The organism is Superficieibacter sp. (assembly GCF_032071645.1).
In the GTDB taxonomy this organism is placed as follows: domain Bacteria; phylum Pseudomonadota; class Gammaproteobacteria; order Enterobacterales; family Enterobacteriaceae; genus Superficieibacter.
In genome coordinates, this window is the sequence record NZ_DAMAPU010000017.1 from 22,450 (window position 1) to 48,861 (window position 26,412).

General features: G+C 52.4%; 31 protein-coding genes. 13 read left to right on the forward strand and 18 right to left on the reverse strand.

What is annotated here, in order from left to right; all coding sequences use genetic code 11:
- Positions 1-14: 14 nt before the first annotated feature.
- The 6 genes from rplW to RT197_RS19580 all read right to left on the reverse strand — a co-directional run bounded on the left by rplW (position 15) and on the right by RT197_RS19580 (position 4,038).
- Complete coding sequence (gene rplW, locus RT197_RS19555; protein WP_000617546.1) at positions 15-317, reverse strand: 50S ribosomal protein L23; 303 nt, start codon at positions 315-317, stop codon at positions 15-17.
- Entirely contained in the window at positions 314-919 is a 606-nt protein-coding gene (gene rplD / locus RT197_RS19560) for a 50S ribosomal protein L4 (protein WP_007369811.1), read from the reverse strand. The genes rplW and rplD overlap by 4 nt, the downstream gene beginning before the upstream one ends.
- A gap of 10 nt (positions 920-929) precedes the next feature.
- Complete coding sequence (gene rplC, locus RT197_RS19565) at positions 930-1,559, reverse strand: 50S ribosomal protein L3 (RefSeq protein ID WP_312952827.1); 630 nt, start codon at positions 1,557-1,559, stop codon at positions 930-932.
- 32 nt (positions 1,560-1,591) lie between these two features.
- Positions 1,592-1,903, reverse strand: a complete 312-nt coding sequence (gene rpsJ / locus RT197_RS19570; protein ID WP_001181005.1) for a 30S ribosomal protein S10 — start codon at positions 1,901-1,903, stop codon at positions 1,592-1,594.
- 235 nt (positions 1,904-2,138) lie between these two features.
- A complete protein-coding gene (locus RT197_RS19575; protein ID WP_312952828.1) occupies positions 2,139-2,537 on the reverse strand; it encodes a hypothetical protein in 399 nt (132 codons plus the stop codon).
- 13 nt (positions 2,538-2,550) lie between these two features.
- Entirely contained in the window at positions 2,551-4,038 is a 1,488-nt protein-coding gene (locus RT197_RS19580; protein ID WP_312952829.1) for a peptidoglycan-binding domain-containing protein, read from the reverse strand.
- 143 nt (positions 4,039-4,181) lie between these two features.
- Between RT197_RS19580 and gspC the strand changes: the two genes are divergently transcribed.
- Genes gspC through RT197_RS19640 form a run of 12 tightly spaced genes read left to right on the forward strand, consistent with a single transcriptional unit; the run spans position 4,182 to position 14,959 of the window.
- On the forward strand, positions 4,182-4,994 hold the full coding sequence (gene gspC, locus RT197_RS19585; RefSeq protein WP_312952830.1) for a type II secretion system protein GspC: 813 nt from the start codon (positions 4,182-4,184) through the stop codon (positions 4,992-4,994).
- Positions 4,978-6,960 (forward strand): type II secretion system secretin GspD, encoded by a 1,983-nt coding sequence (gene gspD / locus RT197_RS19590; protein ID WP_312952831.1) that lies wholly within the window; start codon positions 4,978-4,980, stop codon positions 6,958-6,960. Before gspC ends, gspD begins: the two co-directional genes overlap by 17 nt.
- A gap of 14 nt (positions 6,961-6,974) precedes the next feature.
- On the forward strand, positions 6,975-8,468 hold the full coding sequence (gene gspE / locus RT197_RS19595; RefSeq protein WP_312952832.1) for a type II secretion system ATPase GspE: 1,494 nt from the start codon (positions 6,975-6,977) through the stop codon (positions 8,466-8,468).
- A complete protein-coding gene (gspF, locus tag RT197_RS19600) occupies positions 8,465-9,661 on the forward strand; it encodes a type II secretion system inner membrane protein GspF (protein ID WP_312952833.1) in 1,197 nt (398 codons plus the stop codon). Before gspE ends, gspF begins: the two co-directional genes overlap by 4 nt.
- Before the next feature lie 9 nt (positions 9,662-9,670).
- Positions 9,671-10,114 carry a type II secretion system major pseudopilin GspG gene (gene gspG, locus RT197_RS19605; protein ID WP_312952834.1) on the forward strand — a complete coding sequence of 148 codons (444 nt, stop codon included), beginning with the start codon at positions 9,671-9,673 and terminating at the stop codon, positions 10,112-10,114.
- A gap of 6 nt (positions 10,115-10,120) precedes the next feature.
- Positions 10,121-10,636: a type II secretion system minor pseudopilin GspH gene (gene gspH, locus RT197_RS19610; protein ID WP_312952836.1), complete on the forward strand. Its 516-nt coding sequence runs from the start codon at positions 10,121-10,123 to the stop codon at positions 10,634-10,636.
- On the forward strand, positions 10,633-10,983 hold the full coding sequence (gene gspI / locus RT197_RS19615) for a type II secretion system minor pseudopilin GspI (protein WP_312952838.1): 351 nt from the start codon (positions 10,633-10,635) through the stop codon (positions 10,981-10,983). The genes gspH and gspI overlap by 4 nt, the downstream gene beginning before the upstream one ends.
- The gene (gene gspJ / locus RT197_RS19620) at positions 10,973-11,566 is read left to right on the forward strand and encodes a type II secretion system minor pseudopilin GspJ (RefSeq protein ID WP_312952840.1); all 594 of its coding nucleotides are present in this window, start codon (positions 10,973-10,975) and stop codon (positions 11,564-11,566) included. The genes gspI and gspJ overlap by 11 nt, the downstream gene beginning before the upstream one ends.
- Complete coding sequence (gspK, locus tag RT197_RS19625; protein ID WP_312952842.1) at positions 11,563-12,558, forward strand: type II secretion system minor pseudopilin GspK; 996 nt, start codon at positions 11,563-11,565, stop codon at positions 12,556-12,558. The genes gspJ and gspK overlap by 4 nt, the downstream gene beginning before the upstream one ends.
- Positions 12,559-12,566: 8 nt before the next feature.
- The gene (gene gspL, locus RT197_RS19630; protein ID WP_312952843.1) at positions 12,567-13,724 is read left to right on the forward strand and encodes a type II secretion system protein GspL; all 1,158 of its coding nucleotides are present in this window, start codon (positions 12,567-12,569) and stop codon (positions 13,722-13,724) included.
- On the forward strand, positions 13,717-14,193 hold the full coding sequence (locus RT197_RS19635) for a type II secretion system protein M (protein ID WP_312952844.1): 477 nt from the start codon (positions 13,717-13,719) through the stop codon (positions 14,191-14,193). The genes gspL and RT197_RS19635 overlap by 8 nt, the downstream gene beginning before the upstream one ends.
- Positions 14,183-14,959: an A24 family peptidase gene (locus tag RT197_RS19640; RefSeq protein ID WP_312952845.1), complete on the forward strand. Its 777-nt coding sequence runs from the start codon at positions 14,183-14,185 to the stop codon at positions 14,957-14,959. Before RT197_RS19635 ends, RT197_RS19640 begins: the two co-directional genes overlap by 11 nt.
- Before the next feature lie 38 nt (positions 14,960-14,997).
- On the opposite strand, the gene bfr is transcribed toward RT197_RS19640, so the two are convergent.
- From bfr to fkpA, 12 genes are all read right to left on the reverse strand, one after another.
- Complete coding sequence (gene bfr / locus RT197_RS19645; RefSeq protein ID WP_312952847.1) at positions 14,998-15,474, reverse strand: bacterioferritin; 477 nt, start codon at positions 15,472-15,474, stop codon at positions 14,998-15,000.
- A 73-nt stretch (positions 15,475-15,547) separates the two neighbouring features.
- The gene (gene bfd / locus RT197_RS19650; RefSeq protein WP_312952848.1) at positions 15,548-15,742 is read right to left on the reverse strand and encodes a bacterioferritin-associated ferredoxin; all 195 of its coding nucleotides are present in this window, start codon (positions 15,740-15,742) and stop codon (positions 15,548-15,550) included.
- Between the two features lie 160 nt (positions 15,743-15,902).
- On the reverse strand, positions 15,903-18,263 hold the full coding sequence (locus RT197_RS19655) for a carbohydrate-binding protein (protein WP_312952849.1): 2,361 nt from the start codon (positions 18,261-18,263) through the stop codon (positions 15,903-15,905).
- A gap of 386 nt (positions 18,264-18,649) precedes the next feature.
- Positions 18,650-19,834 (reverse strand): elongation factor Tu, encoded by a 1,185-nt coding sequence (gene tuf / locus RT197_RS19660; RefSeq protein WP_312952851.1) that lies wholly within the window; start codon positions 19,832-19,834, stop codon positions 18,650-18,652.
- A gap of 67 nt (positions 19,835-19,901) precedes the next feature.
- On the reverse strand, positions 19,902-22,016 hold the full coding sequence (gene fusA, locus RT197_RS19665; protein WP_312952852.1) for an elongation factor G: 2,115 nt from the start codon (positions 22,014-22,016) through the stop codon (positions 19,902-19,904).
- A 96-nt stretch (positions 22,017-22,112) separates the two neighbouring features.
- On the reverse strand, positions 22,113-22,583 hold the full coding sequence (gene rpsG, locus RT197_RS19670; protein ID WP_035894363.1) for a 30S ribosomal protein S7: 471 nt from the start codon (positions 22,581-22,583) through the stop codon (positions 22,113-22,115).
- Between the two features lie 96 nt (positions 22,584-22,679).
- On the reverse strand, positions 22,680-23,054 hold the full coding sequence (gene rpsL / locus RT197_RS19675) for a 30S ribosomal protein S12 (RefSeq protein WP_003023654.1): 375 nt from the start codon (positions 23,052-23,054) through the stop codon (positions 22,680-22,682).
- Positions 23,055-23,179: 125 nt separating this feature from the next.
- On the reverse strand, positions 23,180-23,467 hold the full coding sequence (gene tusB, locus RT197_RS19680) for a sulfurtransferase complex subunit TusB (RefSeq protein WP_312952853.1): 288 nt from the start codon (positions 23,465-23,467) through the stop codon (positions 23,180-23,182).
- A 7-nt stretch (positions 23,468-23,474) separates the two neighbouring features.
- Complete coding sequence (gene tusC / locus RT197_RS19685; protein WP_312952855.1) at positions 23,475-23,834, reverse strand: sulfurtransferase complex subunit TusC; 360 nt, start codon at positions 23,832-23,834, stop codon at positions 23,475-23,477.
- Positions 23,834-24,220 carry a sulfurtransferase complex subunit TusD gene (gene tusD / locus RT197_RS19690; protein ID WP_312952856.1) on the reverse strand — a complete coding sequence of 129 codons (387 nt, stop codon included), beginning with the start codon at positions 24,218-24,220 and terminating at the stop codon, positions 23,834-23,836. Before tusD ends, tusC begins: the two co-directional genes overlap by 1 nt.
- Complete coding sequence (locus RT197_RS19695; RefSeq protein ID WP_176916738.1) at positions 24,220-24,942, reverse strand: transcriptional regulator; 723 nt, start codon at positions 24,940-24,942, stop codon at positions 24,220-24,222. The genes tusD and RT197_RS19695 overlap by 1 nt, the downstream gene beginning before the upstream one ends.
- A 164-nt stretch (positions 24,943-25,106) precedes the next feature.
- Positions 25,107-25,943 carry an FKBP-type peptidyl-prolyl cis-trans isomerase gene (gene fkpA, locus RT197_RS19700; protein WP_312952857.1) on the reverse strand — a complete coding sequence of 279 codons (837 nt, stop codon included), beginning with the start codon at positions 25,941-25,943 and terminating at the stop codon, positions 25,107-25,109.
- 230 nt (positions 25,944-26,173) lie between these two features.
- On the opposite strand from fkpA, the gene RT197_RS19705 reads away from it, so the two are divergent.
- Positions 26,174-26,392: a SlyX family protein gene (locus RT197_RS19705; RefSeq protein ID WP_312952858.1), complete on the forward strand. Its 219-nt coding sequence runs from the start codon at positions 26,174-26,176 to the stop codon at positions 26,390-26,392.
- The last annotated feature ends 20 nt before the right edge of the window (positions 26,393-26,412 follow it).

A 26,412-nucleotide genomic window follows, 5' to 3' on the forward strand; every position in this document is an offset into this window, starting at 1 on the left:
ATTACTCCTCCGACTTACTCAGCGCCGCCAACGAAGTCCAGGTTCTGGCCTTCTTTAAGGGTGACGTAAGCTTTTTTCCAGTCGCTACGACGACCGATACGCTGTCCGTGACGTTTAACTTTCCCTTTAACTACCAGGGTGTTAACGACTTCGACTTCGACTTCAAACAGTTTCTGCACAGCAGCTTTGATTTCTGCTTTGGTCGCGTCTTTAGCAACTTTGAGAACGATGGTGTTAGTTTTTTCCATCGCAGTAGACGCTTTTTCAGAAACGTGCGGTGCGCGCAGCACCTTCAGCAGACGTTCTTCACGAATCATGCCAGCATCTCCTCAACTTGCTTAACAGCATCAGCAGTCATTACGACTTTGTCGAAGGCGATCAGGCTAACCGGGTCGATACCAGTTGCATCGCGTACGTCAACCTTGTGCAGGTTGCGCGCAGCCAGGAACAGGTTTTCGTCCAGCTCACCGGTGATGATCAGCACATCTTCCAGAGCCATGTCTTTCAGTTTCTGTGCCAGCAGCTTAGTTTTAGGCGCTTCTACAGAGAACTGCTCGACAACGATCAGACGATCCTGACGTACCAGTTCGGACAGAATGCTTTTCAGCGCGCCGCGGTACATCTTTTTGTTAACTTTTTGACTGTGGTCCTGCGGACGCGCAGCGAAGGTCACGCCACCTGAACGCCAGATCGGGCTCTTGATAGAACCTGAACGCGCACGGCCGGTGCCTTTCTGACGCCACGGCTTTTTGCCGGAACCAGTTACTTCAGCACGGGTCTTCTGAGCACGAGTGCCCTGACGAGCACCAGCTGCGTAAGCAACTACAACCTGGTGTACCAGCGCTTCGTTGAAGTCACGACCGAAGGTAGTTTCGGAAACAGTCAGCGCGCTCTGCGCGTCTTTCAATACTAATTCCATTGCTATCTCCTCACGCCTTCACAGCTGGTTTAACGATCAGGTCGCAGCCGGTTGCACCCGGGACAGCACCTTTAACCAGCAGCAGGTTGCGCTCAGCGTCAACGCGAACTACGTCAAGGCTCTGAACGGTTACGCGTTCGTTACCCATCTGACCTGCCATTTTCTTGCCTTTGAACACTTTGCCCGGAGTCTGGTTCTGACCGATAGAACCCGGAACGCGGTGAGACAAGGAGTTACCGTGGGTAGCGTCCTGGGTACGGAAGTTCCAGCGCTTAACGGTACCAGCGAAACCTTTACCTTTAGAGGTGCCAGTTACGTCAACTTTTTTAACTTCAGCAAACAGCTCAACGCTAATGTCCTGACCTACAGTGAACTCTTCGCCTTCAGCCAGGCGGAATTCCCACAGACCACGGCCAGCTTCAACGCCAGCTTTAGCGAAGTGACCCGCTTCAGGTTTGGTTACACGGTTAGCTTTTTTAGCACCGGTGGTAACCTGAATTGCGCGGTAGCCATCGTTAGCCAGGTCTTTAACCTGAGTAACGCGGTTTGCTTCAACTTCGATTACGGTTACTGGGATAGAAACGCCGTCTTCAGTGAAGACGCGGGTCATGCCCACTTTTTTACCGACTAAACCAATCATTGTTTCAACCTCTCAATCGCTCGATGACCTGATTAACCCAGGCTGATCTGCACGTCAACACCGGCAGCCAGATCCAGACGCATCAGAGCATCAACGGTTTTTTCAGTTGGCTCAACGATGTCAACCAGACGCTTGTGAGTGCGGATTTCGTACTGATCACGCGCATCTTTGTTAACGTGCGGAGAGATCAGAACGGTAAAGCGCTCTTTGCGGGTCGGCAGCGGGATCGGACCACGGACCTGCGCACCAGTGCGCTTGGCAGTCTCGACGATTTCCGCGGTTGATTGATCGATCAGACGATGATCAAACGCTTTAAGACGGATACGGATTCTTTGGTTCTGCATGAGACCAGAAGCTCCAGTTATTTTATAGACGAAAATAATTACTCCTCACACCCATTACGATTGATGGGGGAGTGTAATCGTTCTTACGTAGCTCCCCAATTGGGAGCATTGTTGACAACAAACTGCGTTGCCGGGGTTCATATCGAACCAGCCGTCAATTACGACAAGCCCGCGCATTATACACAGATAAGGCGATGGCGCAAGTAAATCGTCGCGAAAGTGAGCATCCGTTCACCTAAGGCTGAAGTTCTTTTATGGCCTGCTCAACTCGTTCACGTAAATCAGTACGATTGTCTGGCTCAGACGGCTCTATATCCACCTCGTCTGGTTGTGTATCGTCTGGCAACGCTGTCTCTGATTCGATTGCTTCAACTGCCTCGGGCAACGGCTGTTTTTTGTAAAAATAACGTTGTGTTGAGGGTTTGTAAGGCCGCTCCACCACGGGCGGACTTTCTGCAAACCATACAGAATAAAGCAGATGGCCATAGTGCCCTGCCAGTAGCAGCGCTGTACCGCAAAGTATGCCCAGCGCGAAGCGCACGCAGACCGTTTTCTTACCCGGCCGGTACCGCGCAACTTTTACAGCATTTCCCGATCCCTGCTGCTGCAACGCCGCATAAAAGAAATTGAACATAGCGAAGATATCCTTATGACCGCGTGTCATTATCATTAAAAAGCCGTGCGCCCTCACCTGCCGCCTGCCATAAGCGGATCAGGGTCGACGAGCCGACAAGCCCATCTTTCGCGAGCTGATTCTGTTTCTGAAAAAGCATCACTTTCTCGGTCAGCACCGGGGACCACTCCCCGGTTGGTGAAGAAGTCAGGTTCAGGACGCGATTCAATGTGGTTTCCAGCCACAGAATATCTTCTTCGTCGCTGTCACGCGTGATGCTCGTCTCCCCCAACGGTGAAGGCTTCCACAGTAAAAGATAATCTCCGCGCCATGCCGCCTCGAACCATTCGCGTTTTAATGTCCAGGTCTGTTGGGCAATAAGCACATCCAGTGAATCAGCGCTGACGTGAACCACGACTGCCGGGATCGTCTTCTGACCTGTGTGTAAGGAAGCAATCCATGGAACGCCTTGCGCCGCCAGCGCTTGTAACGAAGATTTACCTGTCCTGCAGAGCAATTCCGCTCGCTGCGCCCGATCGCACCAGGCTTCATCTGGCGGCACGTCATACCCCCAGGTCGCAAAAAGAAGGCTGAGCGCGTCCCGATCGGAGGCAACGACGCGCGTGATATCCGTTGTCGCACTCGATTTTTCTGTCGGTGGCGCCGGCTGTAATAATGGCGGAAGTGGTGGCAAGGAGAGCGATAAAAAGGAGGGAAGACTCCAACCAATCGCAACCGCCGCGAGTGCGGCGCAAAATAAGCTGCCCAGACAATACCGATGCCCGCGTTTGTCGCCCAGTGAACGATAAATCACCCTCTGCTGCTCGCGATTCAGGGTGGGTGTTTGTTCAGCCTGCAATAATAACGCTGTCGCTGCGGCGGCATAATTCAACTGGCCGACATCCCCACGGCTCAGGCGCAGTAGCCGCTGCACAAATGGCTTTGTAAAAACCGTCTCCGAAGAGCTGATGTTGCTTTGCCGAATAAGATAGTCTCTGGCCTCCTGCCATGTGGGCTCTGCCAGAGTGATGAATTCAGTGGGTAAATGCCGTAATTTCTTGCGTAGCTTACGGTCTCGGCTCCCCAGCAGAATCAACCGGACGCCATTAAGGTGTTGCTGTAATAGCTCGATATCTTTTACGATCTCGCATCCACACCAATGGGCATTCTCAACGATCAACGTCAGCGGCTGCTCTGGAGCAGGATTGAGATCTTTAACGAATGCCAGACAGAACTGATTGCGAGGATAACTGTTATAGCGACAATTATTCTGTTGAGCATTGTCAGCCAGAATGATCCATTGCGCGCGATAGCGGTTTTTGTCTGACCATCCCAGCGTCACTACCCGCCCCGGAGCCCGCTGATGAAGCCTCTGCGCCAGACACGTTTTACCGCTACCATGGCCGCCACTCATGCAAATAATTGACCTGTGTGTATTATACGAGGCTAAATAATCTACAACGGCCTGCAAGCTGGCAGAAACCATCATCGCCGGATCATGTATTTCCATAAAATAACCCATTCGTTCCCTGATACAATGAATGCCCCTTTCATATATGCTACATGAATGCCTAAAAAGTTCTTGCCTGCCCGATGAAAGTGGCTAATATTATTCGCCGCTTTCACAAGATGCAATTCATCTAAATAATTCACCACAAGAATATCGTGCTGACACAAAAATTAGCTAAAAAAATCATAAGCCGCTTTGGATTAAGCTCACTGTATTGTGCAATGATATTTATGTGCATAATTATATTTACGGCAAATATAATAAAGGCAGTTTCGATAAAAAATAAGAATGATACGATCATATTGCAACCGGGCACTGTCGCCCAGCAAAGTATCACGCTGCAAAACATCTGGCGTAATGTAAAGCTCAGCGCCGTAAATGAAAGCCATACCGACGATACAACTGCCAATACGCTAAATGTTATTATCAATGGTATTATTGTGACTTCGCGAGCGGAAGATACCTATGTTCTGGTCAGCGAGGGAAAGAATCAAAAGAGGTATCAGGTTAATGACGCGCTGGGGTCCAACCCGGCGATCATCATCAGGAAGATTAACCGTACCAGCGTCATTTTCGAAAATCATGGCAGGATGGAAAAGGTGATGCTGACGCCAGGTAAGGCGTCCGGCAATGAAAATCCTTTTTCTTCTGATACCAGTGCGGTCCTCGCGGATGCACTCATTGCCACGCCCATTCGCGAAGGTGAAAAGATCCACGGTTTACGCCTCCAGCCTAAAACGGGCTACGCAGGCTTTCGGAATACGCTGCTTCAGCCCGGCGATGTGGCTATCAGGCTGAATAACATTTCGTTGACCGGTCCGGACGAGATAGCCGAAGCGCTAAGCTCATTACTCACCCTGCAAAGCGTTCAGTTTACGGTGCGTCGCAATGGCGTTCCGCGACTGATTAATGTTTCGGTGAAAGATATTATGGGAAAAAATGAAAAGAATAATGAAAGGATTCAATAAAAAAGCAGGTTTGCTGCTACTGGCGCTGCTGTTGCCGTCCGCCGCGCAGGCAGAAAACTCGCAGTATGCCGCTAATTTTAACAATGCCGACATCCGGGAATTTGTTGAAATTATGAGTCAGCAGCTTGGCAAAACTATCCTTATTGATCCCAGCGTGCAGGGGACAATATCAGTAAGAAGCTACGATTCCTTTAACAAGGATGAATATTATCAGTTCTTTTTAAGTATTCTCGACCTTTACGGCTATTCCGTCATCACCCAGGATAACGGGATGCTTAAAGTGGTGCGCTCAGCGAGCGTAAAAACCGCTCCCGGAATCATTGCCGATCACATTCGCCCAGGCAGCGGCGATGAAGTGGTGACGCGCATCATTGCCCTTGAAAATGTCCCCGCTCGCGACCTTGCCCCGCTGTTAAGGCAAATGCTGGATGGCGGTAACGTGGGCAACGTGGTGCATTACGATCCCTCAAACGTGGTGATCCTGACGGGCAGGGCGACCACCGTTAATAAACTGATTGAGGTGATTAAACGCGTCGACGTCATTGGCACGGAAAACCAGCAGATTGTGCAATTGGAATATGCCTCGGCTGAAGACCTGAGCGAAATATTAAATCAGCTAATCAATGAAAGCCGGGGCAAAAGCCAGATGCCCGCCCTGTTGTCTGCCAAAATTGTTGCCGATAAACGCACGAATGCGCTTATCATCAGCGGCCCGGAGAAGGCGCGCCAGCGGATTGTCACGCTTCTGAAAACGCTGGATATCAAAGATCGCGAAGGCGGCAATACCCGCGTGTACTACCTGAAGTACGCCAAAGCCGTAAACCTCGTTGAGGTGCTTAACGGCGTCTCGGAAAAATTAAAAGATGACAAGGATAAGGCCAGCAACCGCTCGTCGACTTCAAGTGCTAACGATATTTCCATTACCGCAGATGAACAAACTAACTCGCTGGTCATCACCGGCGATCAGACGGTGCAGGAGAAAATGGAGTCCGTTATTGCCCGTCTGGATATACGCCGCGCGCAGGTGCTGGTCGAGGCGATTATCGTTGAAGTGCAGGATGGTAACGGACTAAATCTTGGCGTGCAGTGGGCAAATAAAAACGTCGGCGCACAGCAGTTCACTGGCACGGGGCTACCGATATTTAACGCCGCACAGGGCGTTGATAATTACAAAAAAAATGGTGGGATGACCGGCGATAACCCGGCGTGGGATGCGTTCAGCAACTATAACGGTATGGCGGCAGGCTTTTTCAACGGCGACTGGTCGGTGCTACTCACTGCGCTGGCTAATAACAACAAAAACGATATTCTTGCCACCCCCAGCATTGTCACTCTTGATAACAAACTGGCGTCCTTTAACGTCGGTCAGGATGTCCCCGTTCTTTCCGGATCGCAAACCACCTCTGGCGATAACGTTTTCAATACCGTTGAGCGCAAAACTGTCGGTACCAAGCTGAAGGTCACGCCACAAATTAACGAAGGCGACTCAGTACTGCTGGAAATCGAGCAGGAAGTCTCAAGCGTAGATTCTTCGTCTAACTCCACTCTTGGCCCAACCTTTAATACGCGAACCATCCAGAATGCGGTGCTGGTGAAAACCGGTGAAACGGTCGTGCTCGGCGGCCTGCTGGATGACTCCTCCAAAGAGCAGGTATCAAAAGTCCCTTTGCTCGGAGATATTCCGCTGCTCGGCCAGCTTTTCCGTTACACCTCCACTGAAAAAGCGAAGCGCAATCTGATGGTGTTTATCCGTCCAACCATCATTCGTGATGATGATGTGTATCGCTCATTATCAAAAGAAAAATATACCCGCTACCGCGATGATCAAAAGCAGCGTATCGATCAGCAAGCCAAAGGGCTGGTGAAAGGTGAAAATCTGCCGGTCCTGGATGAAAAATCATTCCAGGATGAAATGCCGTCAACCTCGGGCAGCCGTCCATCGCGTACCCCGACGCCGTTTCGTTAAGGCCACTCACAGAAATGAGCAGACATTATCCCCATCCGGCCAGCTGGTCGCAGGCGCAGAAATTAGGTTATCTGGCGACCGATAACGAACTGGTTTACCTCGCAGGCACGCCGCTGTCGCGCCTGCTTGATGCCCAGCGGTTTCTCGGCGGGCGCGATATCATGACGATGGTCGATGGCGCCACCTTTGAAGCCCGGCTGGAACAGGTTTTTCATCAGAATACCGGCGAATCCCAGCAGATTGCGCAGGATATCGATCAGTCCGTCGATCTGTTTTCGCTTTCAGAAGAAATGCCAGAAAACGAAGATTTGCTGAATGAGGAGTCTGCCGCGCCTGTTATCCGCCTGATCAATGCCATTCTTAGCGAGGCGATCAAAGAAGGCGCATCTGACATCCACATCGAAACCTATGAGAAAACGATGTCCATTCGCTTTCGCGTGGATGGCATTCTGCGTACCATTTTGCAGCCAAATAAGAAACTGGCTGCCCTCCTTATTTCACGTATTAAAGTCATGGCGCGGCTGGATATCGCCGAAAAACGGATCCCGCAGGATGGGCGTATTGCGCTGCGCATCGGGCGACGGAATATCGATGTGCGCGTTTCAACGCTGCCCTCTCTGTACGGCGAGCGGGCGGTGCTGCGTTTGCTGGACAAAAATAATCTGCAACTTTCGCTCGATGCGCTGGGTATGTCGGCGGCGGACAACCTGGCCCTGAAGCAGCTTATTCAATCCCCTCACGGGATCATTCTGGTGACGGGGCCAACCGGCTCAGGAAAAAGCACCACCCTGTACGCCATTCTTTCCGCGCTTAACAGTCCTGACCGCAACATTCTGACCGTTGAAGATCCAGTGGAGTACGAGCTGGAAGGGATCGGGCAATCGCAGGTCAACACGCGCGTCGATATGTCCTTTGCGCGCGGGCTTCGCGCTATCCTGCGTCAGGATCCCGATGTGGTGATGGTCGGTGAAATTCGCGATACCGAAACTGCGCAAATTGCCGTGCAGGCATCGCTGACCGGGCATCTGGTGCTCTCCACTCTGCATACCAATAGCGCGACCGGAGCCGTTACCCGCCTGCGGGACATGGGCGTGGAACCTTTTCTGCTCTCTTCTTCATTGGTGGGCGTGCTGGCACAGCGCCTCGTTCGCCGTCTGTGCCCCGCCTGCCGCCGACAAGCGCCCGCAACGCCACAGCAGGCCACGCTGCTTCGAAACCACCAGCTAAAAGCCAGCCGCCTGTGGCTACCGGTGGGCTGTCCGGCCTGCCGCAGTTCTGGCTATCAGGGGCGTCTGGCGATCCATGAATTAATGATTATCACCCCTGCGTTGCGTACTGCGATTCATGAAAATGCTAACGAACAAACCATTGAGCAAATTGTCCGCCAGCAGCACCGCTCGCTTATCGAAAACGGCCTGCAAAAAGCGATTGATGGCGAAACCTCGCTGGAAGAGGTGTTACGCGTGGCCTCTGAAATCAGCCACGCTGCGCCGGAGGATGAGGAATGAAATTCCGCTATCAGGCGATGAACGCAACGGGGCAAAAAAAGCAAGGCACGCTGGAGGCGACCGATGAGCGCCAGGCGCGCCAGCAGTTACGGGAAAGTGGCCTGTTTCTGCTGAATATGAAATCCCTGCGTCCGCCCCTCCTGCAAAAGCGGCAGATTAACATCAGCGGTGGCGAACTGACGCTCTTCACCCGCCAGCTGGCAACACTGTGCTCGGCGGCTTTGCCGCTGGAGGAAAGCCTGGCGGTTATTGCCCGTCAAAGCGCCAGTAAAAAGCTGCATGTAATCCTGGAGCAGATCCGCAGCGCCATTCTGGAAGGCCATACGCTATCCGATGCGCTGGGCCGTTTTCCGGCCATATTCGACACGCTCTATCGCACGCTTATCAAAGCGGGTGAAAAAAGCGGTATGCTGGCTCCGGTAATGGAAAAGCTGGCTGATTATAACGAAAGCCGCCAGCAAACCCGCGCAAAGCTGGTGCAGTCGCTTATTTATCCGGTGATGCTGACGTCGGTCGCGATTATCGTGGTTATTATCCTGCTGACCACCGTCGTACCGCGCGTCGCGGAACAGTTCATTCACATGAAGCAGCAACTTCCGCTGACCACCCGCACGCTGCTGGCAATCAGCGACGCTCTTCAGCGCTTCGGCCCGGCGATCCTTGTTTCTCTGATCCTGGCCAGTTGTGGTTTTCTTTGCTGGTTAAAACGAGGCGACCACCGCCATCGTTTTCATGGCGCGCTCCTGCACTACTCCTTCCCCGGCAGGTTGATTTGCGCCCTCAACTGCGCCCGCTACCTGCGGACGCTAAGTATTTTGCAGGCCAGCGGTGTCCCATTACTTGAGGGGATGAATCTGGCCACTGAGAGCATTAGTAATCTGGCGGCGCGGCAACGGCTGGCAGCCGCTGCCGAAAACGTTCGCCAGGGCAACAGCATTCACACGTCGCTGGAAAAAACCGCCCTGTTTCCGCCGATGATGCTTTATATGATCGCCTCCGGCGAGAAGAGCGGGCAGCTCGGCACATTAATGACGCGCGCGGCTGATAACCAGGAGACGTTACTCCAGAACCGCATCGCGATGGCGCTGGCGATCTTTGAACCGGCACTCATCATCATTATGGCGGTGATTGTTCTCTTTATCGTGGTATCCGTACTCCAGCCCATCCTTCAACTTAATTCAATGATTAGCTAGGGAATAATTATGAACACTCAGGAAAATCATCAGCAGCGCGGCTTCACGCTCCTCGAAATTATGGTGGTTATTGTCATTCTTGGCGTACTGGCGAGTCTGGTTGTGCCAAGCCTGATGGGCAATAAAGAGAAAGCCGACCGGCAAAAAGCAACCAGCGATATTGTCGCGCTGGAAAATGCGCTGGATATGTACAAGCTGGACAATAACCATTATCCCACCACGAATCAGGGACTCAACGCGTTGATCGAGGCACCGACGATCCCTCCCGCTGCGACCAACTACAACACCAGCGGCTACATCAAACGCCTGCCGGTAGATCCGTGGGGAAATGATTATCTGCTGGTCAGCCCCGGTGAGCACGGCGCAGTTGACCTGATTTCCGCCGGGCCGGACAGCGAAGTGGGGACTGAAGATGACATTACCAACTGGACCCTCAATCAGAAGAAAAAGTAACCGTCCATGGGAAAGGCGCAGCGGGGTTTCACGCTCCTGGAGTTAATGCTGGTACTGGTCATCATCGCCGTCAGCAGCAGTCTCGTCATGCTCTCTTACGGGCAGGCCGACAGTGCGAAGAAGACGGCCTTGCAGATCGCGGACCAGCTCAACAGCATGATTGAGTTTTGCGTTGATAAAGCGGCTTTTGAAGGAAAGCCGCTGGGCGTTCTGCTGTCTGCTGATGGCTGGCAAATCGTGCAGCCCGTGCAGAGTAAAAATGAGCGCTGGCGCTGGATCCCGTTGCCCGGCGATCGTCGCCTGACGCTGGCCGGGGAATGGGGTTCAGCAATAAAAATAAGCGTTCAGCCTTTTGAGCTTACAGAGAGTGAAACACCACAAATCCTCGTGTTGCCGGATGGGCAGATCACGCCTTTTACTCTCGCCCTCAACGCGCAGGAAACGCGGCAACCTCTTGTGACGCTCACCAGCCCCGGCACGCTTCCCTTACACCTTCAGCCGATGAGTGAAGACCGCCCATGACACGCGAAAAAGGAATGTCATTACTGGAAGTGCTTCTGGCGATGAGTATTTTTGCTGCGGTTGCACTGGTACTGATCGGCAGTATGCAGGGGCAAGCCAATGCCATTGCCCGTATGCGTAATGAAACCTTTAGCCTGTGGGCTGCCGACGCCTTACTTCAGTCGACATCAGGGGAAGAAAAAGCCGGGATGGGCGAAACGACTTTTGCCGATCAACCCTGGTCGTGGCGCAGAGAAACAAAAACCGCTGAACCGCTGAATGCGGCTCGTCAGACTGTAACGGTGACGCTGCCCGACGGGCAATCTTCATCGCTGACCCGTTATCGGCTGGTTACCCATGAAAAGTAAGCAGAACGGTTTCACACTGCTTGAAGTGATGCTCGCGCTGGCGATTTTCGCCATGCTCAGCATACTGGCGTTTATGGTGATGTCGCAGGCAAATACCACGCACCAGCGTGCGCAGGAGGAAACCCGACGCTTTAACCAGCTCCAGCGAGCCATGACGCTGTTCGGCAACGATCTCCTGCAACTGGTCGCCCGACGTAATCGCAGTACGGATCGTATTCTGTTGACGGGTAACGAGGCGATATTTTCAACGCAAACCCGCGATCCGCGTCACCCGCTCAGCGATACGCTACTGCTGCAAACTGTGCACTGGTATCTGCGCGATCATACTCTCTATCGCGCACTGCGCCGCTCGGTGGATAGTGATGTCGATCTTCCCGCCCAGCCGGTGCTGGATCATGTTGATCAGTTCAGCCTGGAGGCTAACGACAGCGCCAGTGGCGAGCTTCCCGCCCGCGTCACGCTGCATATTCAGCATCAGACTTACGGCGCACTGGATCGCCCGTTTGCCCTGCCCGGCCTGATTACGATTGAAGAAACGAGAAGTAGCGCAACGGATGCTACCGACAGGAAATCGCAAAGATGAACGCCCGACAGAGCGGTGCCGCTCTTTTAATCGTTCTGATGCTTCTGGCGATCATGGCGGCGCTGGCGGCAGAAATGACGCTGAGTTTTCAGACCCAACTCCAGCGCACGCAAATGTCGAACCATCAGCTTCAGCGCAAATATGACATCGATCTTGCGGAGCACATCGCGCTGGCTAATCTGACGCAGGACAAAGTCGATAACGAAAAGCAGACCACGACGGGCCAGTACTGGGCGCAGCCCCAGACGCGTCAGTTGCCAGAGTCGGGAAATACGCTGACCTGGAAAATGCACGACGCGCAAAACTGTTTCAACCTCAATACGCTGGCTAATGTGCCGGTCGAATCGCTGGACACCCCGCCCTATCCTGTCCAGGTCTTTACTGCCCTGATGTTGAATGCAGGGTTTGATCGTTCGAAAAGCGATGAGCTGGCGCAGTCCATCGCGGATTACATTGATAACGACGATTCGCCCCGGCTGCACGGCGCGGAAGATGAATATTATCTTTCGCGTACGCCCGCCCGGCTCAGCGCCGGACAGCGGCTATTTCTGAACGGCGAATTACACGGCATTAAAGGCATGACCGATAGTCTCTACCAGAAAATCGCGCCTTACATTTGCGTCCAGCCCACGACGCGTCTGACGATCAATATCAATGCCCTCACTGAAAAAGACGCGCCGCTGCTGATGGCGCTCTTTCTCAACGACATAACGGAATCCGACGCACGGGTATTACTGCGCAAACAGCCGGAACAGGGCTGGCAAACGACCGATGCGTTTTTGTACTGGGCACAGCAGGATCACTCCAGCGTCAAGCCGTTGGTGACGCAGGTGAAAATGGTGTTGTCCACCACCAGTCAGCTTTTCTGGCTTGATGTTCGCAGCAGCAGCGAAGAGCAGTCTCAGGGATGGCGCAGCTATATCTATTACGACCCGAAGCAGCGCGCTGCACAAATTTACCAGCGTAGCCTGCTCCTGGTTTATCCAGAATAAGGATTGTTATGTCAGAAACCGTGATGGTCATTCGCCTGGCCTCCAGTCTGCGTAAGACGTCAGAATGGATGACGCCCGGCAAAGAACAGCGTAGCGAGGTTCACACTCTCGCAGCCGATGAACCACTGGCGCAGCTCGCGGACCAGCCGGGCGCAAAAAATGTTCACCTGCTTTTGCCGCCTGAAGGGCTGATATTTCGCGAACTCACTCTGCCAAAAGCGAAATATAAACTCACCCCGCAAACGATTCACTGGCTGACCGAAGAGACGTTGCCTGACAGCGCCATCGTTTACCACTGGATCCTCATTCAGCAATGCGATATGACGGCGCATGTCGTGGGCATTGCGGTCGAAACGCTCCGCGAGCATCTGGACAGGCTTCACGCGGCCGGATTGAACGTCACCCAGGTGCTGCCTGATGGCTGCTATCTGCCCTGGGAGCCACAAAGCTGGACGTTGATTAATCAGGAAAATAGCTGGCTGACCCGCTCGGAAGAACATGCCTTTAATGAACTGGATGAGAACTGGCTAAGGCACCTGCTCCCGCAGTTTCAGCCTGAGACGCTCTGTAGTTACGGCGATTTACCCGCCGGGATCGCTTTGCCGCCCTCAGTCACCCGGCATGGACAGACGTCGCCGCTGACGCTTTATGTCCCTGATGCACAAACGCAGCGATACAACCTGTTGCAGGGCGCGTTCCTGCCTCAACCTGCGCTGACGCGCGGCGGCAAATGGTTACCCAGGCTGGCAGCGGTCAGCGTCGCGTTCGCTATCGCTTCGTTTATCGTTAGCCGGGGATACGCCTTCTGGCAGTTGCAGCAAACCGAAGCGCTGCTGACCCAACAAATGCAGGACACCTGGCACAGCTACTTCCCGGCGATTCAGCGCACTGACAATTACCATTTCTATTTCGCCCTGCAACTGAAGCAGCAGTATCCTGCCGCAGTCCCGCTCCTTCACCAGCTGGAAACCGTCTTACAGGCGCAGCCCGACATTCGTCTTACGGCCATGCGTTACAGCCAGCAGAAAAAGTCCCTCGACCTGACCGTGGCAGCCAGCAGCGAGGCGGAAGTAGATCGATTTTGTCAGACGCTGGCACCGTGGCTGCCGCTGGAAAAAAGCCGTAATGATGCGGTCTGGACATTAAGGAGCAAAGCGCATGATTAAGTCATGGTGGGAAGATAAGCCGCCACGGGAGAAATGCTTTCTGATTGTTCTGGGCGCGCTTTGTACAGGCGTTTTTATCGGCTATGGCATCGTTAAACCGGTTGATAATCTGATTAACAGTCAGCAGATGCAGCTGCAAAAAATGCAGCGCGATCTGGTCTGGATGCAGGAGCAGGCTAACGCGCATGGGCTGTTACGTCAGCATCCCCTCACGCAACCGCTGGAAAAAACGGTGCTGGATGAAGCGAAACAGGCCCGCCTGTCCATTCTGCTGGACAGCAGCAACAATGAGAGCCTGGTAATCAAACCCACTACCCTGCCGCTCGAAAATCTTTCGCAGTGGCTGAACGCCCTGCAATATACCCACGGCATCGTTATTGACGAGCTTCAGTTTGCTATTGATCCAAAAACTGAAACCCATATCAACGTCGAGCGGCTGGTATTACGGAGTCCGTCCCTTGTTAAATGAAACTATTATCTGGTCATTACTGTTTGCGCTGGCGGGTCTGCTTTCCGGTAGCGTGATGGGCATGGCGGTTTACCGTCTACCGCTGATGATCCAGAACGCCTCTGACACCCGGATGACATTTAATCTCTGGTGGCCAGGCTCACGCTGTTGCGACTGTCATCATCCTCTCGCCGTGCTGGATAACATTCCGCTGTTCAGCTGGCTGGCATTAAGAGGCCGCTGCCGGTACTGCAATAGCAAAATCTCGTGGCATTATCCGTTGCTGGAACTGGTTTGTATGCTCAGCGCGTTCGGCTGTGCGCTGGCCTGGGAACACTTCCGAATTGCGGGCAGCGTTTTTATCTACTTTTGGTTCGCGCTGGCCATGAGCGCTATCGATTTTCGCACGCTGTTATTGCCTGATAAGCTGACGCTGCCCTTGCTATGGCTGGGTTTATTACTTAACGCACTGTATGGCACTACGGCTCTGACCGATGCCGTCTACGGCGCAGCGGCGGGTTATGGCGTTTTGTGGTTGATATACTGGCTGGTCTGGCTACTGACGCGTAAAGAAGGACTGGGATACGGCGATTTTAAACTTCTGGCGGCGGCTGGTGCATGGTGTGGCTGGCAGGCACTGCCAACTATTCTGCTGGTCGCTTCGCTCTGCGGGGTTATTTTTGCGCTGGCGCAGAAAGTTCTCCGCCCCGATCGCGGACCAATGATCGCCTTCGGGCCATGGCTGGCCTTTAGCGGCTGGTTTTATTATTGCTGGCTGGTCTGGTAATTATCAGGGAGAGCCATGTGCCCTCCCTCTTCAATACCTTACTTCTCGTCAAGCACCTGCGCCTGAAGATAGTTCTGAAGACCCATTTTATAAAGCAGATCCAGCTCGGTTTCCAGCCAGTCGATGTGGTGCTCTTCTTCCCCAAGGATTTCAATCATCAAATCCCGGCTAACGTAATCATGCACGCTATCTGCCCAGGCGATCGCCTCGCGCAAATCCTTAGCGCCTTCCAGTTCAAGCGCCAGGTCGGAGCGTAGCATTTCTTCGACATCTTCACCGATATTCAGCTTACCGAGATCCTGCAGATTTGGGATGCCTTCCAGGAACAGGATGCGCTCGATATAGCGGTCGGCGTGTTTCATTTCATCAATAGATTCATGGTATTCCACGTCGTTCAGACGTTTCAGACCCCAGTTTTTAAACATCCTGGCATGGAGAAAATACTGATTGATTGCGACAAGCTCATTTCCCAACAGTTTATTGAGATAATTTATGACTTTAATATCACCTTTCATTTTTTTGACTCCTCCGCTTCCACTCATTGAAGAGTAGATGGCGTTACAGGTAAGTCAAAAAAACACGTCTGGTTTATGCGGTTTCTTTAAACTCCGGCATCTGCATAAGCTCATCTTCCATAATCTCACGGGCGGCGCGGGCACACTTACCGCATTGATTACCCACAGGAATAAACTTCTTTAGCTGCTGAAATGAATGAGGGGAAAACTGACGGACTGCCTGCCGCAGCTTTTTATCACTGATACCATTACAAAGACAAACAAACATATCGACTCCCGTTAACTTTCCATAAAAATAAATGAAAATGCTTCTTATTTCAACAAGGAGAGCGCTGGAAATTTCATCAAATTATAAACACAATTGAAAATAACGGGTTATAGACAAACCCGTTAGGGGAAACGGCCACCCGTGGCGGTGGCCGCTGATATTACTGCTTAGTAAACGGCGCGAAAATCTCGCTGAAGGCGTATTTCGGAGCCTGTTGCTCGGTCAGACCGTGGAATTCCGGTGACACATAGTTGCCGCCGGGGACATCACGGGCGATAGACCAGATCCCGATCATACCCAGTTTACGCTTCTGCGCATCTTCCATAACCAGACGAGCATCGGACAGATAGAAGGTTTCACCCTGGACATCATTGAGTCCGATCATAGGCGTTGTTCCCATCATCGCATCAATCTCGGCATCGCTTTTCTCGGTGAAGAGTCCCTTCAACTGCGTGTGCAGACTTTCAATGGCGGAGGTCGCACACTTGCCGTGGATGTTCTGGCCTTCCGTACCGGCAGACTGGCAGATCGCATTACCGTAGTCCATGGTCATGACGTTTACGCCAGCCAGCTCTACACCTTTCGCCTGCGCATCGCGCAGAACGTTCATGCCGTCAGGCGTCAGACCGGTTGGCAGGATCGGCAGGGTATACCAAACGCCGATGTCTTTACCTTCAGACTTCCATTTATCCTGTACTTTTTTCACCGCCAGATTACGGCGTTCAATAGAGGCCTGATCCGCAACCCATGTACCTTCAATATCGAAGTCCAGCACCTGAAGATTCAGGTTGTCCACGATATCGTAGTAATGCTGCATCAGGTCATCCACGTTTTTACAGGATGCGGCCAGCGGAGCGTTGTTCGCACCACCGATGGACAGCATGACATCGCCGCCAGCTTCACGCAGGGCTTTGATCTTGCTGTACTGAGCGTAATCCTGCATACCGTAGGATGTTCCCCAGGTCGGCAGACAGGTATCCGCATCTTTACTGACCACGAATGCCAGCGTGAAATGGTTAACATTTTCATTTTTTGCCAGCGCGGCAAAATCAGGAATGGTGTTCAGGGTAAAATCGACGTACGGCGCATAAACATGTTTTGGCCACGAATTTTTCGGCGTGCCGACACGTTCTTTTGTGCCTTTCCAGTCAACAAAAATGCGCCACGGGTTTGTGTCCGTCGGAGAGACTTTCTGCACTTTCGTCTGGGCTACGTAGTTCTCGCCGTTAAAACGAATCAACGTACCGTTTTCGTAAAGAGTGCCCGCATCATACTGCGGAGCATTGCTCAGCTCCTCGCTGGAGTACTCTACCAGTTTACCCAGTGGTTTCCACGGACGGCTATTGTCGCCCGTCGGGTTCTGGTTGGCCACATCGGACGGATCGTCATGCTGCGTCCAGAACAGTGCTTCATACACCATACCATCAACGACAACACGATCGCCCTTCACGTATACCGTTGATGCTGACCAGGGTTGAACCGCTTCATATTTCTGCCACGGGTTGTCGCCACCAGGGGCAAATCCCCATGCATCCTGAGCTTTTTGCGTCACATAGGTTGCATTGTTATATTCAACTTTATCGTTGGCGTTATAAGCGCTTTCATTAGACCAGGCTGGATAGGTGGTAGTATCGTTACCCGCGATTTCACAGGTCTGTGGATTGCCGTACTGACTGATTTCAGCTGGCGTTGCCACACGCTCAAAGGTCCATGGATTATTCGCGTTGGTTGGGCTGGCGGTCAGAGGACAATCTTTGCTGCCCACCCACCATGCATTTTTGTATACGTTGCCGTCAAAAATAACGTGATAAATGGTACTGCCTTCCTGGCCGCTCCAGGCTTCCAGAGCGTAAGTTGAGTCGTCATCCTGAGACGGAGTCGGATCGTCTGAAGGAACCGGGTCTGGCACCGGAGGAGCCGGGGGTACAGGCACATCATCTTCGCCGTCAGTATCGCAGGATGTCGGATTGCCGTATTTCGCTTCTTCGGCGGCCGTAGCGTCACGCAGATAGCGCCACGGGTTAGAAGCATCATCCGCTTTAGCGTTACCCGGGCAATTGGAAGCCGCTACCCACCAGGCGTTTTGGTAGATTGCGCCATCATAAATAACATGCCATGTAGTACCGCCTTCCTGATGCTGCCACGCTTCGATGGCATACTCTTCAGCCTTATCAGTATTATCAGTTGCTGGCACCGGCGTGACCGGTGTGGTATCAGGCACCACTGGCTCTACCGGTTTTTGATCGCTATTACAGCTCTGAGGATTGCCAACCTGAGATATTTCCTGTGCGGTCGCGTCACGCTGGTAGCGCCATGGGTTAGAGGCATCATTGGGTTTCGCATTTGCCGGACAATTTGTAGAAGAAACCCACCAGGCATTTTCATAAACTTTCCCGTCAAAAATAACCTGATATTTATCGCCGCCTTGCTGATTATTCCATGCTTCCAGTGCAAAGGCTGGCACCGAGGCACAGACCAGCCCCATACCTAGCATTGTTTTAGTGAATATATTAATCTTCATTTATTATCCTTAATAATCTCATTAATACTAATTAACCGCACAACCAGGAAAATAACTAACAATAAAGTCAGCAATTAAATTGATAGTTGCGCGGTGGTGGAGGTTATTACTAAAAGAGATAAACATCAACAAGACAATAAACAAGTAAGCCCGAAAAGCTAATTGGATAATATATTCACTAAATTGATATAAATTAATAAAATATCACTACCGGAATTCATTGATAATATAAATATCAAAAGGACGTGTTCGTTTTAAAAAATGGAGTCAGACATGGGGAAATAATAAAGTGGATGATCTACCAGGGAAATGAAACGGCGCTAAATTGCAGACAGCAAAAAGGGTGCCGAAGCACCCTTTTTTATTCAAAGCTTATTAACGAGTAATTAGCTCAGAACTTTAGCAACAACGCCCGCGCCAACGGTACGGCCGCCTTCACGGATTGCGAAACGCAGACCGTCGTCCATCGCGATCGGGTGGATCAGGGTAACAACCATTTTGATGTTGTCGCCCGGCATTACCATTTCAACGCCTTCCGGCAGTTCGATGGTGCCAGTCACGTCAGTTGTACGGAAGTAGAACTGCGGACGGTAGCCTTTGAAGAACGGAGTGTGACGGCCGCCTTCGTCCTTGGACAGGATGTACACTTCAGATTCGAACTTGGTGTGCGGCTTGATGGAACCCGGCTTAGCCAGTACCTGACCACGTTCGATTTCTTCACGTTTGATACCACGCAGCAGAACACCTACGTTCTCACCGGCACGGCCTTCGTCCAGCAGTTTGCGGAACATTTCAACGCCGGTACAGGTGGATTTCGCGGTATCTTTGATACCAACGATTTCAACTTCTTCACCAACTTTGATGATACCGCGCTCTACACGACCGGTAACAACGGTACCACGGCCGGAGATGGAGAATACGTCTTCGATCGGCAGCAGGAACGGCTTGTCAATCGCACGTTCTGGTTCAGGGATGTAGGAATCCAGGAAGCCAGCCAGTTCGATGATTTTTTCTTCCCACTCAGCTTCGCCTTCCAGCGCTTTCAGAGCAGAACCACGGATGATCGGGGTGTCATCGCCCGGGAAGTCGTACTGGGACAGAAGTTCACGAACTTCCATTTCTACCAGTTCCAGCAGCTCTTCGTCATCAACCATGTCGCATTTGTTCAGGAACACGATGATGTACGGAACGCCTACCTGACGACCCAGCAGGATGTGCTCACGGGTCTGCGGCATCGGGCCGTCAGTCGCAGCAACAACCAGGATCGCGCCGTCCATCTGCGCAGCACCGGTGATCATGTTTTTAACATAGTCGGCGTGGCCCGGGCAGTCTACGTGCGCGTAGTGGCGGGTCGGGGTGTCATATTCAACGTGAGAAGTGTTGATGGTGATACCACGAGCTTTTTCTTCCGGCGCGTTATCGATCTGATCGAATGCGCGAGCAGCACCACCGTAGGTTTTAGCCAGTACGGTAGTGATTGCAGCGGTCAGGGTAGTTTTACCGTGGTCAACGTGGCCGATAGTACCAACGTTGACGTGCGGTTTTGTACGTTCAAATTTTTCTTTAGACACGGCTATATTCCTTACTATAGCGCCCCCTCGCAAGGGGGCACGGGACTTAGGTTTTTAACCCCGAGGCTTATTTACCACGGGCTTCGATTACGGCCTGAGCAACGTTGTTCGGCGCATCATCATACTTCAGGAATTCCATCGTGTATGATGCGCGACCTTTGGTCAGAGAACGCAGCTGGGTTGCATATCCGAACATTTCAGACAGCGGAACTTCAGCGTGGATCTTAACGCCAGTCACTTCAGATTCCTGACCGCGCAGCATACCGCGACGACGGCTCAGGTCACCGATAACGTCACCGGTGTTCTCTTCCGGCGTCTCTACTTCAACCTTCATGATCGGCTCAAGCAGAACTGGTTTTGCTTTCTTAAAGCCATCTTTAAAGGCGATAGAAGCAGCCAGTTTAAACGCCAGCTCGGAGGAGTCAACGTCATGGTAAGAACCGAAGTGCAGACGCACACCGAGATCGACTACCGGGTAACCCGCCAGCGGACCAGATTTCAGCTGTTCCTGGATGCCTTTATCAACGGCCGGGATGTATTCGCCAGGAATTACACCACCCTTGATGTCGTTGACGAACTCGTAACCTTTCGGGTTAGAGCCCGGTTCCAGCGGGTACATGTCGATAACGACGTGACCGTACTGACCGCGACCACCAGACTGCTTGGCGTGTTTACCTTCGATATCGGTAACTTTCGCGCGAATTGCTTCACGGTAAGCAACCTGAGGTTTACCGACGTTCGCTTCAACGTTGAATTCGCGTTTCATACGGTCAACGATGATGTCGAGGTGCAGTTCACCCATACCGGCGATGATAGTCTGGTTAGACTCTTCGTCAGTCCATACGCGGAATGACGGGTCTTCTTTAGCCAGACGACCCAGAGCCAGACCCATTTTTTCCTGGTCAGCTTTGGTTTTCGGTTCTACAGCGATGGAGATAACCGGTTCCGGGAATTCCATACGTTCCAGAATGATCGGCGAATCCGGGTTACACAGAGTGTCACCCGTCGTTACGTCTTTCAGACCGATAGCTGCTGCGATGTCGCCCGCGCGAACTTCTTTAATCTCTTCACGTTTGTTGGCGTGCATCTGTACGATACGACCAAAACGTTCACGAGCCGCTTTCACGGAGTTCAGCACGGTGTCACCGGAGTTAACCACACCGGAGTACACGCGGAAGAAGGTCAGGTTACCCACGAACGGGTCGGTAGCGATTTTAAATGCCAGAGCTGCAAACGGCTCTTCATCGCTAGCGTGACGCTCAGCCGGAGTATCTTTACCGTCGTCCAGGATACCGTTGATCGCCGGTACATCAGTCGGGGATGGCAGGTAATCAATTACCGCATCCAGCATCGCCTGAACACCTTTGTTCTTAAACGCAGAACCACAGGTTACCAGGATGATTTCGTTGTTCAGAACGCGCTGACGCAGAGCTTTTTTGATCTCTTCTTCAGTCAGTTCTTCACCACCCAGGTATTTCTCCATCAGCTCTTCAGAAGCTTCTGCTGCGGATTCGATCAGGTTCTGGTGCCATTCTTCAGCCAGATCCTGCATATCAGCCGGGATTTCTTCGTATTCGAAGGTCACGCCCTGATCTGCGTCGTTCCAGTTGATGGCTTTCATTTTCACCAGGTCAACAACACCGGTGAAACCTTCTTCAGCACCAATCGCCAGCTGCAGCGGAACCGGGTTCGCGCCCAGACGGGATTTGATCTGACCAACAACTTTCAGGAAGTTCGCACCCATACGGTCCATTTTGTTAACGAACGCGATACGTGGAACTTTATATTTGTTTGCCTGACGCCATACGGTTTCAGACTGCGGCTGAACACCACCAACTGCGCAGTAAACCATTACCGCACCGTCAAGTACACGCATGGAACGTTCTACTTCGATGGTGAAGTCAACGTGCCCCGGGGTGTCGATGATGTTTACGCGATGCGGTTCATACTGCTTAGCCATACCAGACCAGAATGCAGTAGTCGCTGCGGACGTGATGGTGATACCACGTTCCTGCTCCTGCTCCATCCAGTCCATGGTTGCCGCGCCGTCATGAACTTCACCGATTTTGTGGTTTACACCGGTGTAGAACAGAATACGTTCGGTAGTCGTGGTTTTACCGGCGTCGATGTGCGCACTGATACCGATATTACGATAGCGTGCGATGGGTGTTGTACGAGCCATTTGATTCCTCGTTTATTGCATTAGGCGTTCAGATAAGTTTGCCAGTGCGGGTCGCTTAACTGAAGCGCCCGCCTGGTTACTATGACTCCGAAGGGATTACCAACGGTAGTGTGCGAACGCCTTGTTGGCTTCTGCCATACGGTGAACGTCTTCACGTTTCTTAACTGCTGTACCTTTGTTGTCAGCAGCATCAGAAAGTTCGTTCGCCAGGCGCAGAGCCATGGATTTATCACCGCGTTTACGAGCAGCTTCAACGATCCAACGCATTGCCAGAGCATTACGACGGACCGGACGGACTTCAACTGGAACCTGATAAGTTGAACCACCTACGCGGCGGGACTTAACTTCGACAGTCGGGCGCACGTTCTCGAGCGCAACTTCGAAGGCTTCCAGTTCGTTTTTACCAGAACGCTGAGCCAGGGTCTCCAGCGCGCTGTATACGATTGATTCTGCAGTAGATTTTTTACCATCTACCATCAGGATATTGACAAATTTAGCCAGCAGTTCTGATCCGAACTTCGGATCCGGCAGAATTTTACGCTGACCAATGACGCGACGACGTGGCATGGAAATACTCCGTTGTTAATTCAGGATTGTCCAAAACTCTAAGAGTTTAGTTTTGACATTAAGATAAAACGTTTGGCCTTACTTAACGGAGAACCATTAAGCCTTAGGACGTTTCACGCCATACTTGGAGCGTGATTGCTTACGGTCTTTAACGCCGGAGCAGTCAAGCGCACCACGAACGGTGTGGTAACGAACACCCGGAAGGTCTTTTACACGACCGCCACGGATCAGGATCACGGAGTGTTCCTGCAGGTTGTGACCTTCACCACCGATGTAGGAAGTCACTTCAAAACCGTTAGTCAAACGAACACGGCATACTTTACGCAGTGCGGAGTTTGGTTTTTTAGGAGTGGTAGTATATACACGAGTACATACGCCACGTTTTTGCGGGCATGCTTCCAGCGCAGGCACGTTGCTTTTTGCAACTTTGCGAGCGCGTGGTTTGCGTACCAGCTGGTTAACTGTTGCCATTAAATAGCTCCTGGTTTTAGCTTTTGCTTCGTAAACACGTAATAAAACGCCCTCATACAATATGAGGACGCGGAATTTTAGGGCTGTGCAGAAAAGGTGTCAAGAAATATACAGCGATCTTGTCATTACCAGGCCATCTGGCCCCGATTTTTTGTTGTTAGCCTGACGAAACCAGTATAGTCAACCCTGACGATGCTGTTCGAAATTTGAGCAGAAAATCCGCGTGCATCAACATCCTCTGCCAGCACGTAGACCGATATGGGGGCATTCAGCAGGATTTCAAGAAAGCGGCTGCCTTCAACGGCGGCCTGAACGCCATCAGAAATTAACAGCAGATCGTCCCCTTCGCGCAGCATACGCACTAAAGCGGTCATATCACACTGCCAGGGTGAGTGGTGCAGGGTATGCAACATACAAGCCTCAGAAGGTCAAAATGACGTCGTAGCCGTCGAGCTGTTCGCGCAGCGCATCTGGCTCCAGCCGTTCAACATCGAGAATTAACGGCGTGCTGGCGCTGAAACCGCGCTCGCGCAGCGATGCCGCGCACAGCCAGCAGTTTTCGATATCGTACAGCGGCAGCACTTTAAAGGTTGCGATGTAGTCGCGGGCCAGAATGGCAGCCGGTTGCTGCCCGGTCACCAGCTGTAGCACGCCGTCGCCAAGAAAAAACACGCCCGTCTCGTCGGTAAGCGCCGAGGTTGCCAGCAGCGCATCCAGTCCTTCCCGTCCGGCGGCAGAGCCGTGCGGCGCAGAGGTAAACACAAAAGCGACACGTTTCATCAGAACTGTACCACCCGGTCACAGGTGAGCGCCGCTTCCGCCAGCGCCCCGAGGCCGCTAAGTGAAAACCCGGCCTGCAAATTTGCACCCGGCAACGCCAGACGTTCCGCTTCGGTTACGTCGGTGATGCCGCGACGCAGCGCCGCCGCCACGCAAATATGCAGCGCCACGCCGTGCTCTGCGTGCAAACGCTGCCAGCCACGCACCAGATCAAACTCGTCGCTGGCCGGAGACGTCAGCTGGTTGGCGTTGTAGACGCCTTCACGATAGAAGAAAACGCTCGCCAGCTCGTGCCCTTCCGCCAGCAGCGCGCGGGCAAACTGCCACGCGCTGGAAGCCTGCTGCGTGCCATAAGCCGGACCGGTAACCAGCAGGGTAAAGCGCATTACTTATCCTGTCCGAGGAAATCGCCGCTCTTGAACTGGCGAATATAGAGATACACGGTGTGTTTGGAGATATTAAGCCGGTCCGCCACCTGGTTTATGGCATCTTTGATATCAAAGATCCCCTTCTCGTACAGGTTCAGCACGATCTGCCGGTTCTTAGCATTGTTGGAAACGTTGCGATCCGCATTCACTTCTTCAATGGTGAATTCAAGGGTCTGCGCCACCAGATCGTCCACCGAGGACGCAAAGTTGACGGACGAGCCGACATCCGGGGTTTCAGGAGGAATAAACGTATTCATGATCTGCGAGAACGGCACATCAAGATTCATGTTGATGCACAGCAAACCAATCACCCGCTGATCGCGGTTACGAATGGCAATCGTCAGCGATTTCATCAGCACGCCGCTTTTAGCGCGGGTGAAATAGCATTTAGAGACGCTGCTGTCTGCGCCGGTCATATCATGCAGCATCCGCAGCGCGAGATCGGTAATCGGAGAACCAATTTGCCGCCCGGTATGTTCACCGTTGGCGATACGGATCGCCGAACATTTTAAATCCTGCAAAGAGTGCAGCACGATTTCACAATGGGAGCCAATGAGCATCGCTAACCCGTCCACTACCGCTTCGTAGGATTTCAGGATATCGAAGTCGGTCTGATCGAAGGGACGTTGATCCAGTAAATCTAGCTCACTGGTTTCGTTGGTTAAAAGCGACCTGGACATGAAAGAAAGCACTCCTTTTCAGGAACCTGTCGTTATCTTTTCAGGGCAGGCTCAATTTACACGGGTAACTAATTTAGTACAGCGAGGGGGTCGCTGACCACTCATCATTATACCCGGCCTGCAATAAAAAAACCGCCGCATGAAGCGGCGGCGGTTCTCAGTTTTTATTTTTTATCCGCTTCGGCGGCTTTATCGTCCGCTGCGGCGGCTGGCTGGTCGGCGGCGGCCGGGGCGGCCGGTTTGATATCCAGCAGCTCTACGTCAAAGACCAGCGTAGAGTTAGCCGGGATACCCGGAACGCCGTTTTTACCGTAAGCCAGTTCCGGTGGAATGACCAGGGTGATTTTGCCGCCTTTCTTGATGTTTTTCAGGCCTTCAGTCCAGCCAGGGATCACACCATCCAGACGGAAGGAGAGCGGTTCGCCACGGGTGTAGGAGTTATCAAACTCTTTACCGTCGGTCAGAGTCCCTTTGTAGTTAACCACAACGGTATCGGAATCTTTCGGCGCTTCGCCAGAACCGGCTTTTTCGACTTTATACAGCAGACCTGTCGCCGATTTTTTCACGCCTTTTTCTTTGGCGAATTTGTCGCGGTAGGTTTTACCTTTCGCTTCGTTGTCAGCCGCGTCTTTTTCCATCTTCGCCTGGGCGGACGCTTTCACGCGGGTTTCGAAAGCCTGTAAAGTCTGCTCGATTTCCTGATCGGACAGTTTGCTCTTATCTGCAAACGCATCCTGTACACCGGCGATCAGCTGATCTTTATCCAGCTTGATGCCCAGTTTTTCCTGTTCTTTCAGGGAGTTTTCCATGTAACGGCCCAGCGATGCACCCAGTGCGTAAGCTGACTTCTGGTCGTCGTTTTTAAATGCGGCATTACTTGCAGGCGCGGCGGCGGTAGTTTCTTTCGCCGGGGCAGCTTTGTCTTCTGCAAAGGTCAGCGGCGCGTGCAGCGCAACGGCCATCGTGGTCGCCAGCAGCGTTACTTTAAACAGTGATTTCATCCATATCTCCAGGGCCGGGGCATCTCACCCCAGGTTAACTTTTAAATAAGAAGCGTACTATAAAGCCTTGCAGAACAAATCTACAGACGGACTCTCCCTAATTACGAATCTTTTCAGACTATTTTTGTTTAAATTAGTTTCTTCATTCGCGCAGAGATACTGCGCAATCGGCAAAAGTTGAGTAGAATCCGCCCGCCAGCTACCACTAAGCCGCAGAGAAGAGGTACATCATGCAGGACAAAACACTGGACGCGCGACTGGCGGAACTGGAAAGCCGCCTGGCATTTCAGGAAATTACGATTGAGGATCTTAACCAGACCGTCACCGCTCACGAAATGGAGATGGCGAAACTGCGGGAGCACGTGCGCTTAATGGCGGAAAAACTCAAGGCCAGCCAGCCGTCGAACATCGCGTCGCAGTCGGAAGAGACGCCGCCGCCTCATTACTGACGGGCATAAAAAAAGCGGGT

What these genes read in the sequence shown, in the direction of transcription:
- RT197_RS19655 (WP_312952849.1), bottom strand. Translation starts at nt 18,263, where the DNA reads ATGAAGATTAATATATTCACTAAAACAATGCTAGGTATGGGGCTGGTC.
- RT197_RS19695 (WP_176916738.1), bottom strand. Translation starts at nt 24,942, where the DNA reads ATGTCCAGGTCGCTTTTAACCAACGAAACCAGTGAGCTAGATTTACTG.
- gspG (WP_312952834.1), top strand. Translation starts at nt 9,671, where the DNA reads ATGAACACTCAGGAAAATCATCAGCAGCGCGGCTTCACGCTCCTCGAA.
- gspE (WP_312952832.1), top strand. Translation starts at nt 6,975, where the DNA reads ATGAGCAGACATTATCCCCATCCGGCCAGCTGGTCGCAGGCGCAGAAA.
- rplW (WP_000617546.1), bottom strand. Translation starts at nt 317, where the DNA reads ATGATTCGTGAAGAACGTCTGCTGAAGGTGCTGCGCGCACCGCACGTT.
- rplC (WP_312952827.1), bottom strand. Translation starts at nt 1,559, where the DNA reads ATGATTGGTTTAGTCGGTAAAAAAGTGGGCATGACCCGCGTCTTCACT.
- RT197_RS19705 (WP_312952858.1), top strand. Translation starts at nt 26,174, where the DNA reads ATGCAGGACAAAACACTGGACGCGCGACTGGCGGAACTGGAAAGCCGC.
- gspF (WP_312952833.1), top strand. Translation starts at nt 8,465, where the DNA reads ATGAAATTCCGCTATCAGGCGATGAACGCAACGGGGCAAAAAAAGCAA.
- rpsJ (WP_001181005.1), bottom strand. Translation starts at nt 1,903, where the DNA reads ATGCAGAACCAAAGAATCCGTATCCGTCTTAAAGCGTTTGATCATCGT.
- rplD (WP_007369811.1), bottom strand. Translation starts at nt 919, where the DNA reads ATGGAATTAGTATTGAAAGACGCGCAGAGCGCGCTGACTGTTTCCGAA.
- bfr (WP_312952847.1), bottom strand. Translation starts at nt 15,474, where the DNA reads ATGAAAGGTGATATTAAAGTCATAAATTATCTCAATAAACTGTTGGGA.
- tusC (WP_312952855.1), bottom strand. Translation starts at nt 23,834, where the DNA reads ATGAAACGTGTCGCTTTTGTGTTTACCTCTGCGCCGCACGGCTCTGCC.
- fkpA (WP_312952857.1), bottom strand. Translation starts at nt 25,943, where the DNA reads ATGAAATCACTGTTTAAAGTAACGCTGCTGGCGACCACGATGGCCGTT.
- rpsL (WP_003023654.1), bottom strand. Translation starts at nt 23,054, where the DNA reads ATGGCAACAGTTAACCAGCTGGTACGCAAACCACGCGCTCGCAAAGTT.
- gspD (WP_312952831.1), top strand. Translation starts at nt 4,978, where the DNA reads ATGAAAGGATTCAATAAAAAAGCAGGTTTGCTGCTACTGGCGCTGCTG.
- gspJ (WP_312952840.1), top strand. Translation starts at nt 10,973, where the DNA reads ATGAAAAGTAAGCAGAACGGTTTCACACTGCTTGAAGTGATGCTCGCG.
- bfd (WP_312952848.1), bottom strand. Translation starts at nt 15,742, where the DNA reads ATGTTTGTTTGTCTTTGTAATGGTATCAGTGATAAAAAGCTGCGGCAG.
- gspL (WP_312952843.1), top strand. Translation starts at nt 12,567, where the DNA reads ATGTCAGAAACCGTGATGGTCATTCGCCTGGCCTCCAGTCTGCGTAAG.
- rpsG (WP_035894363.1), bottom strand. Translation starts at nt 22,583, where the DNA reads ATGCCACGTCGTCGCGTCATTGGTCAGCGTAAAATTCTGCCGGATCCG.
- gspI (WP_312952838.1), top strand. Translation starts at nt 10,633, where the DNA reads ATGACACGCGAAAAAGGAATGTCATTACTGGAAGTGCTTCTGGCGATG.
- gspH (WP_312952836.1), top strand. Translation starts at nt 10,121, where the DNA reads ATGGGAAAGGCGCAGCGGGGTTTCACGCTCCTGGAGTTAATGCTGGTA.
- gspK (WP_312952842.1), top strand. Translation starts at nt 11,563, where the DNA reads ATGAACGCCCGACAGAGCGGTGCCGCTCTTTTAATCGTTCTGATGCTT.
- tusD (WP_312952856.1), bottom strand. Translation starts at nt 24,220, where the DNA reads ATGCGCTTTACCCTGCTGGTTACCGGTCCGGCTTATGGCACGCAGCAG.
- RT197_RS19575 (WP_312952828.1), bottom strand. Translation starts at nt 2,537, where the DNA reads ATGTTCAATTTCTTTTATGCGGCGTTGCAGCAGCAGGGATCGGGAAAT.
- RT197_RS19580 (WP_312952829.1), bottom strand. Translation starts at nt 4,038, where the DNA reads ATGGGTTATTTTATGGAAATACATGATCCGGCGATGATGGTTTCTGCC.
- RT197_RS19635 (WP_312952844.1), top strand. Translation starts at nt 13,717, where the DNA reads ATGATTAAGTCATGGTGGGAAGATAAGCCGCCACGGGAGAAATGCTTT.
- fusA (WP_312952852.1), bottom strand. Translation starts at nt 22,016, where the DNA reads ATGGCTCGTACAACACCCATCGCACGCTATCGTAATATCGGTATCAGT.
- tusB (WP_312952853.1), bottom strand. Translation starts at nt 23,467, where the DNA reads ATGTTGCATACCCTGCACCACTCACCCTGGCAGTGTGATATGACCGCT.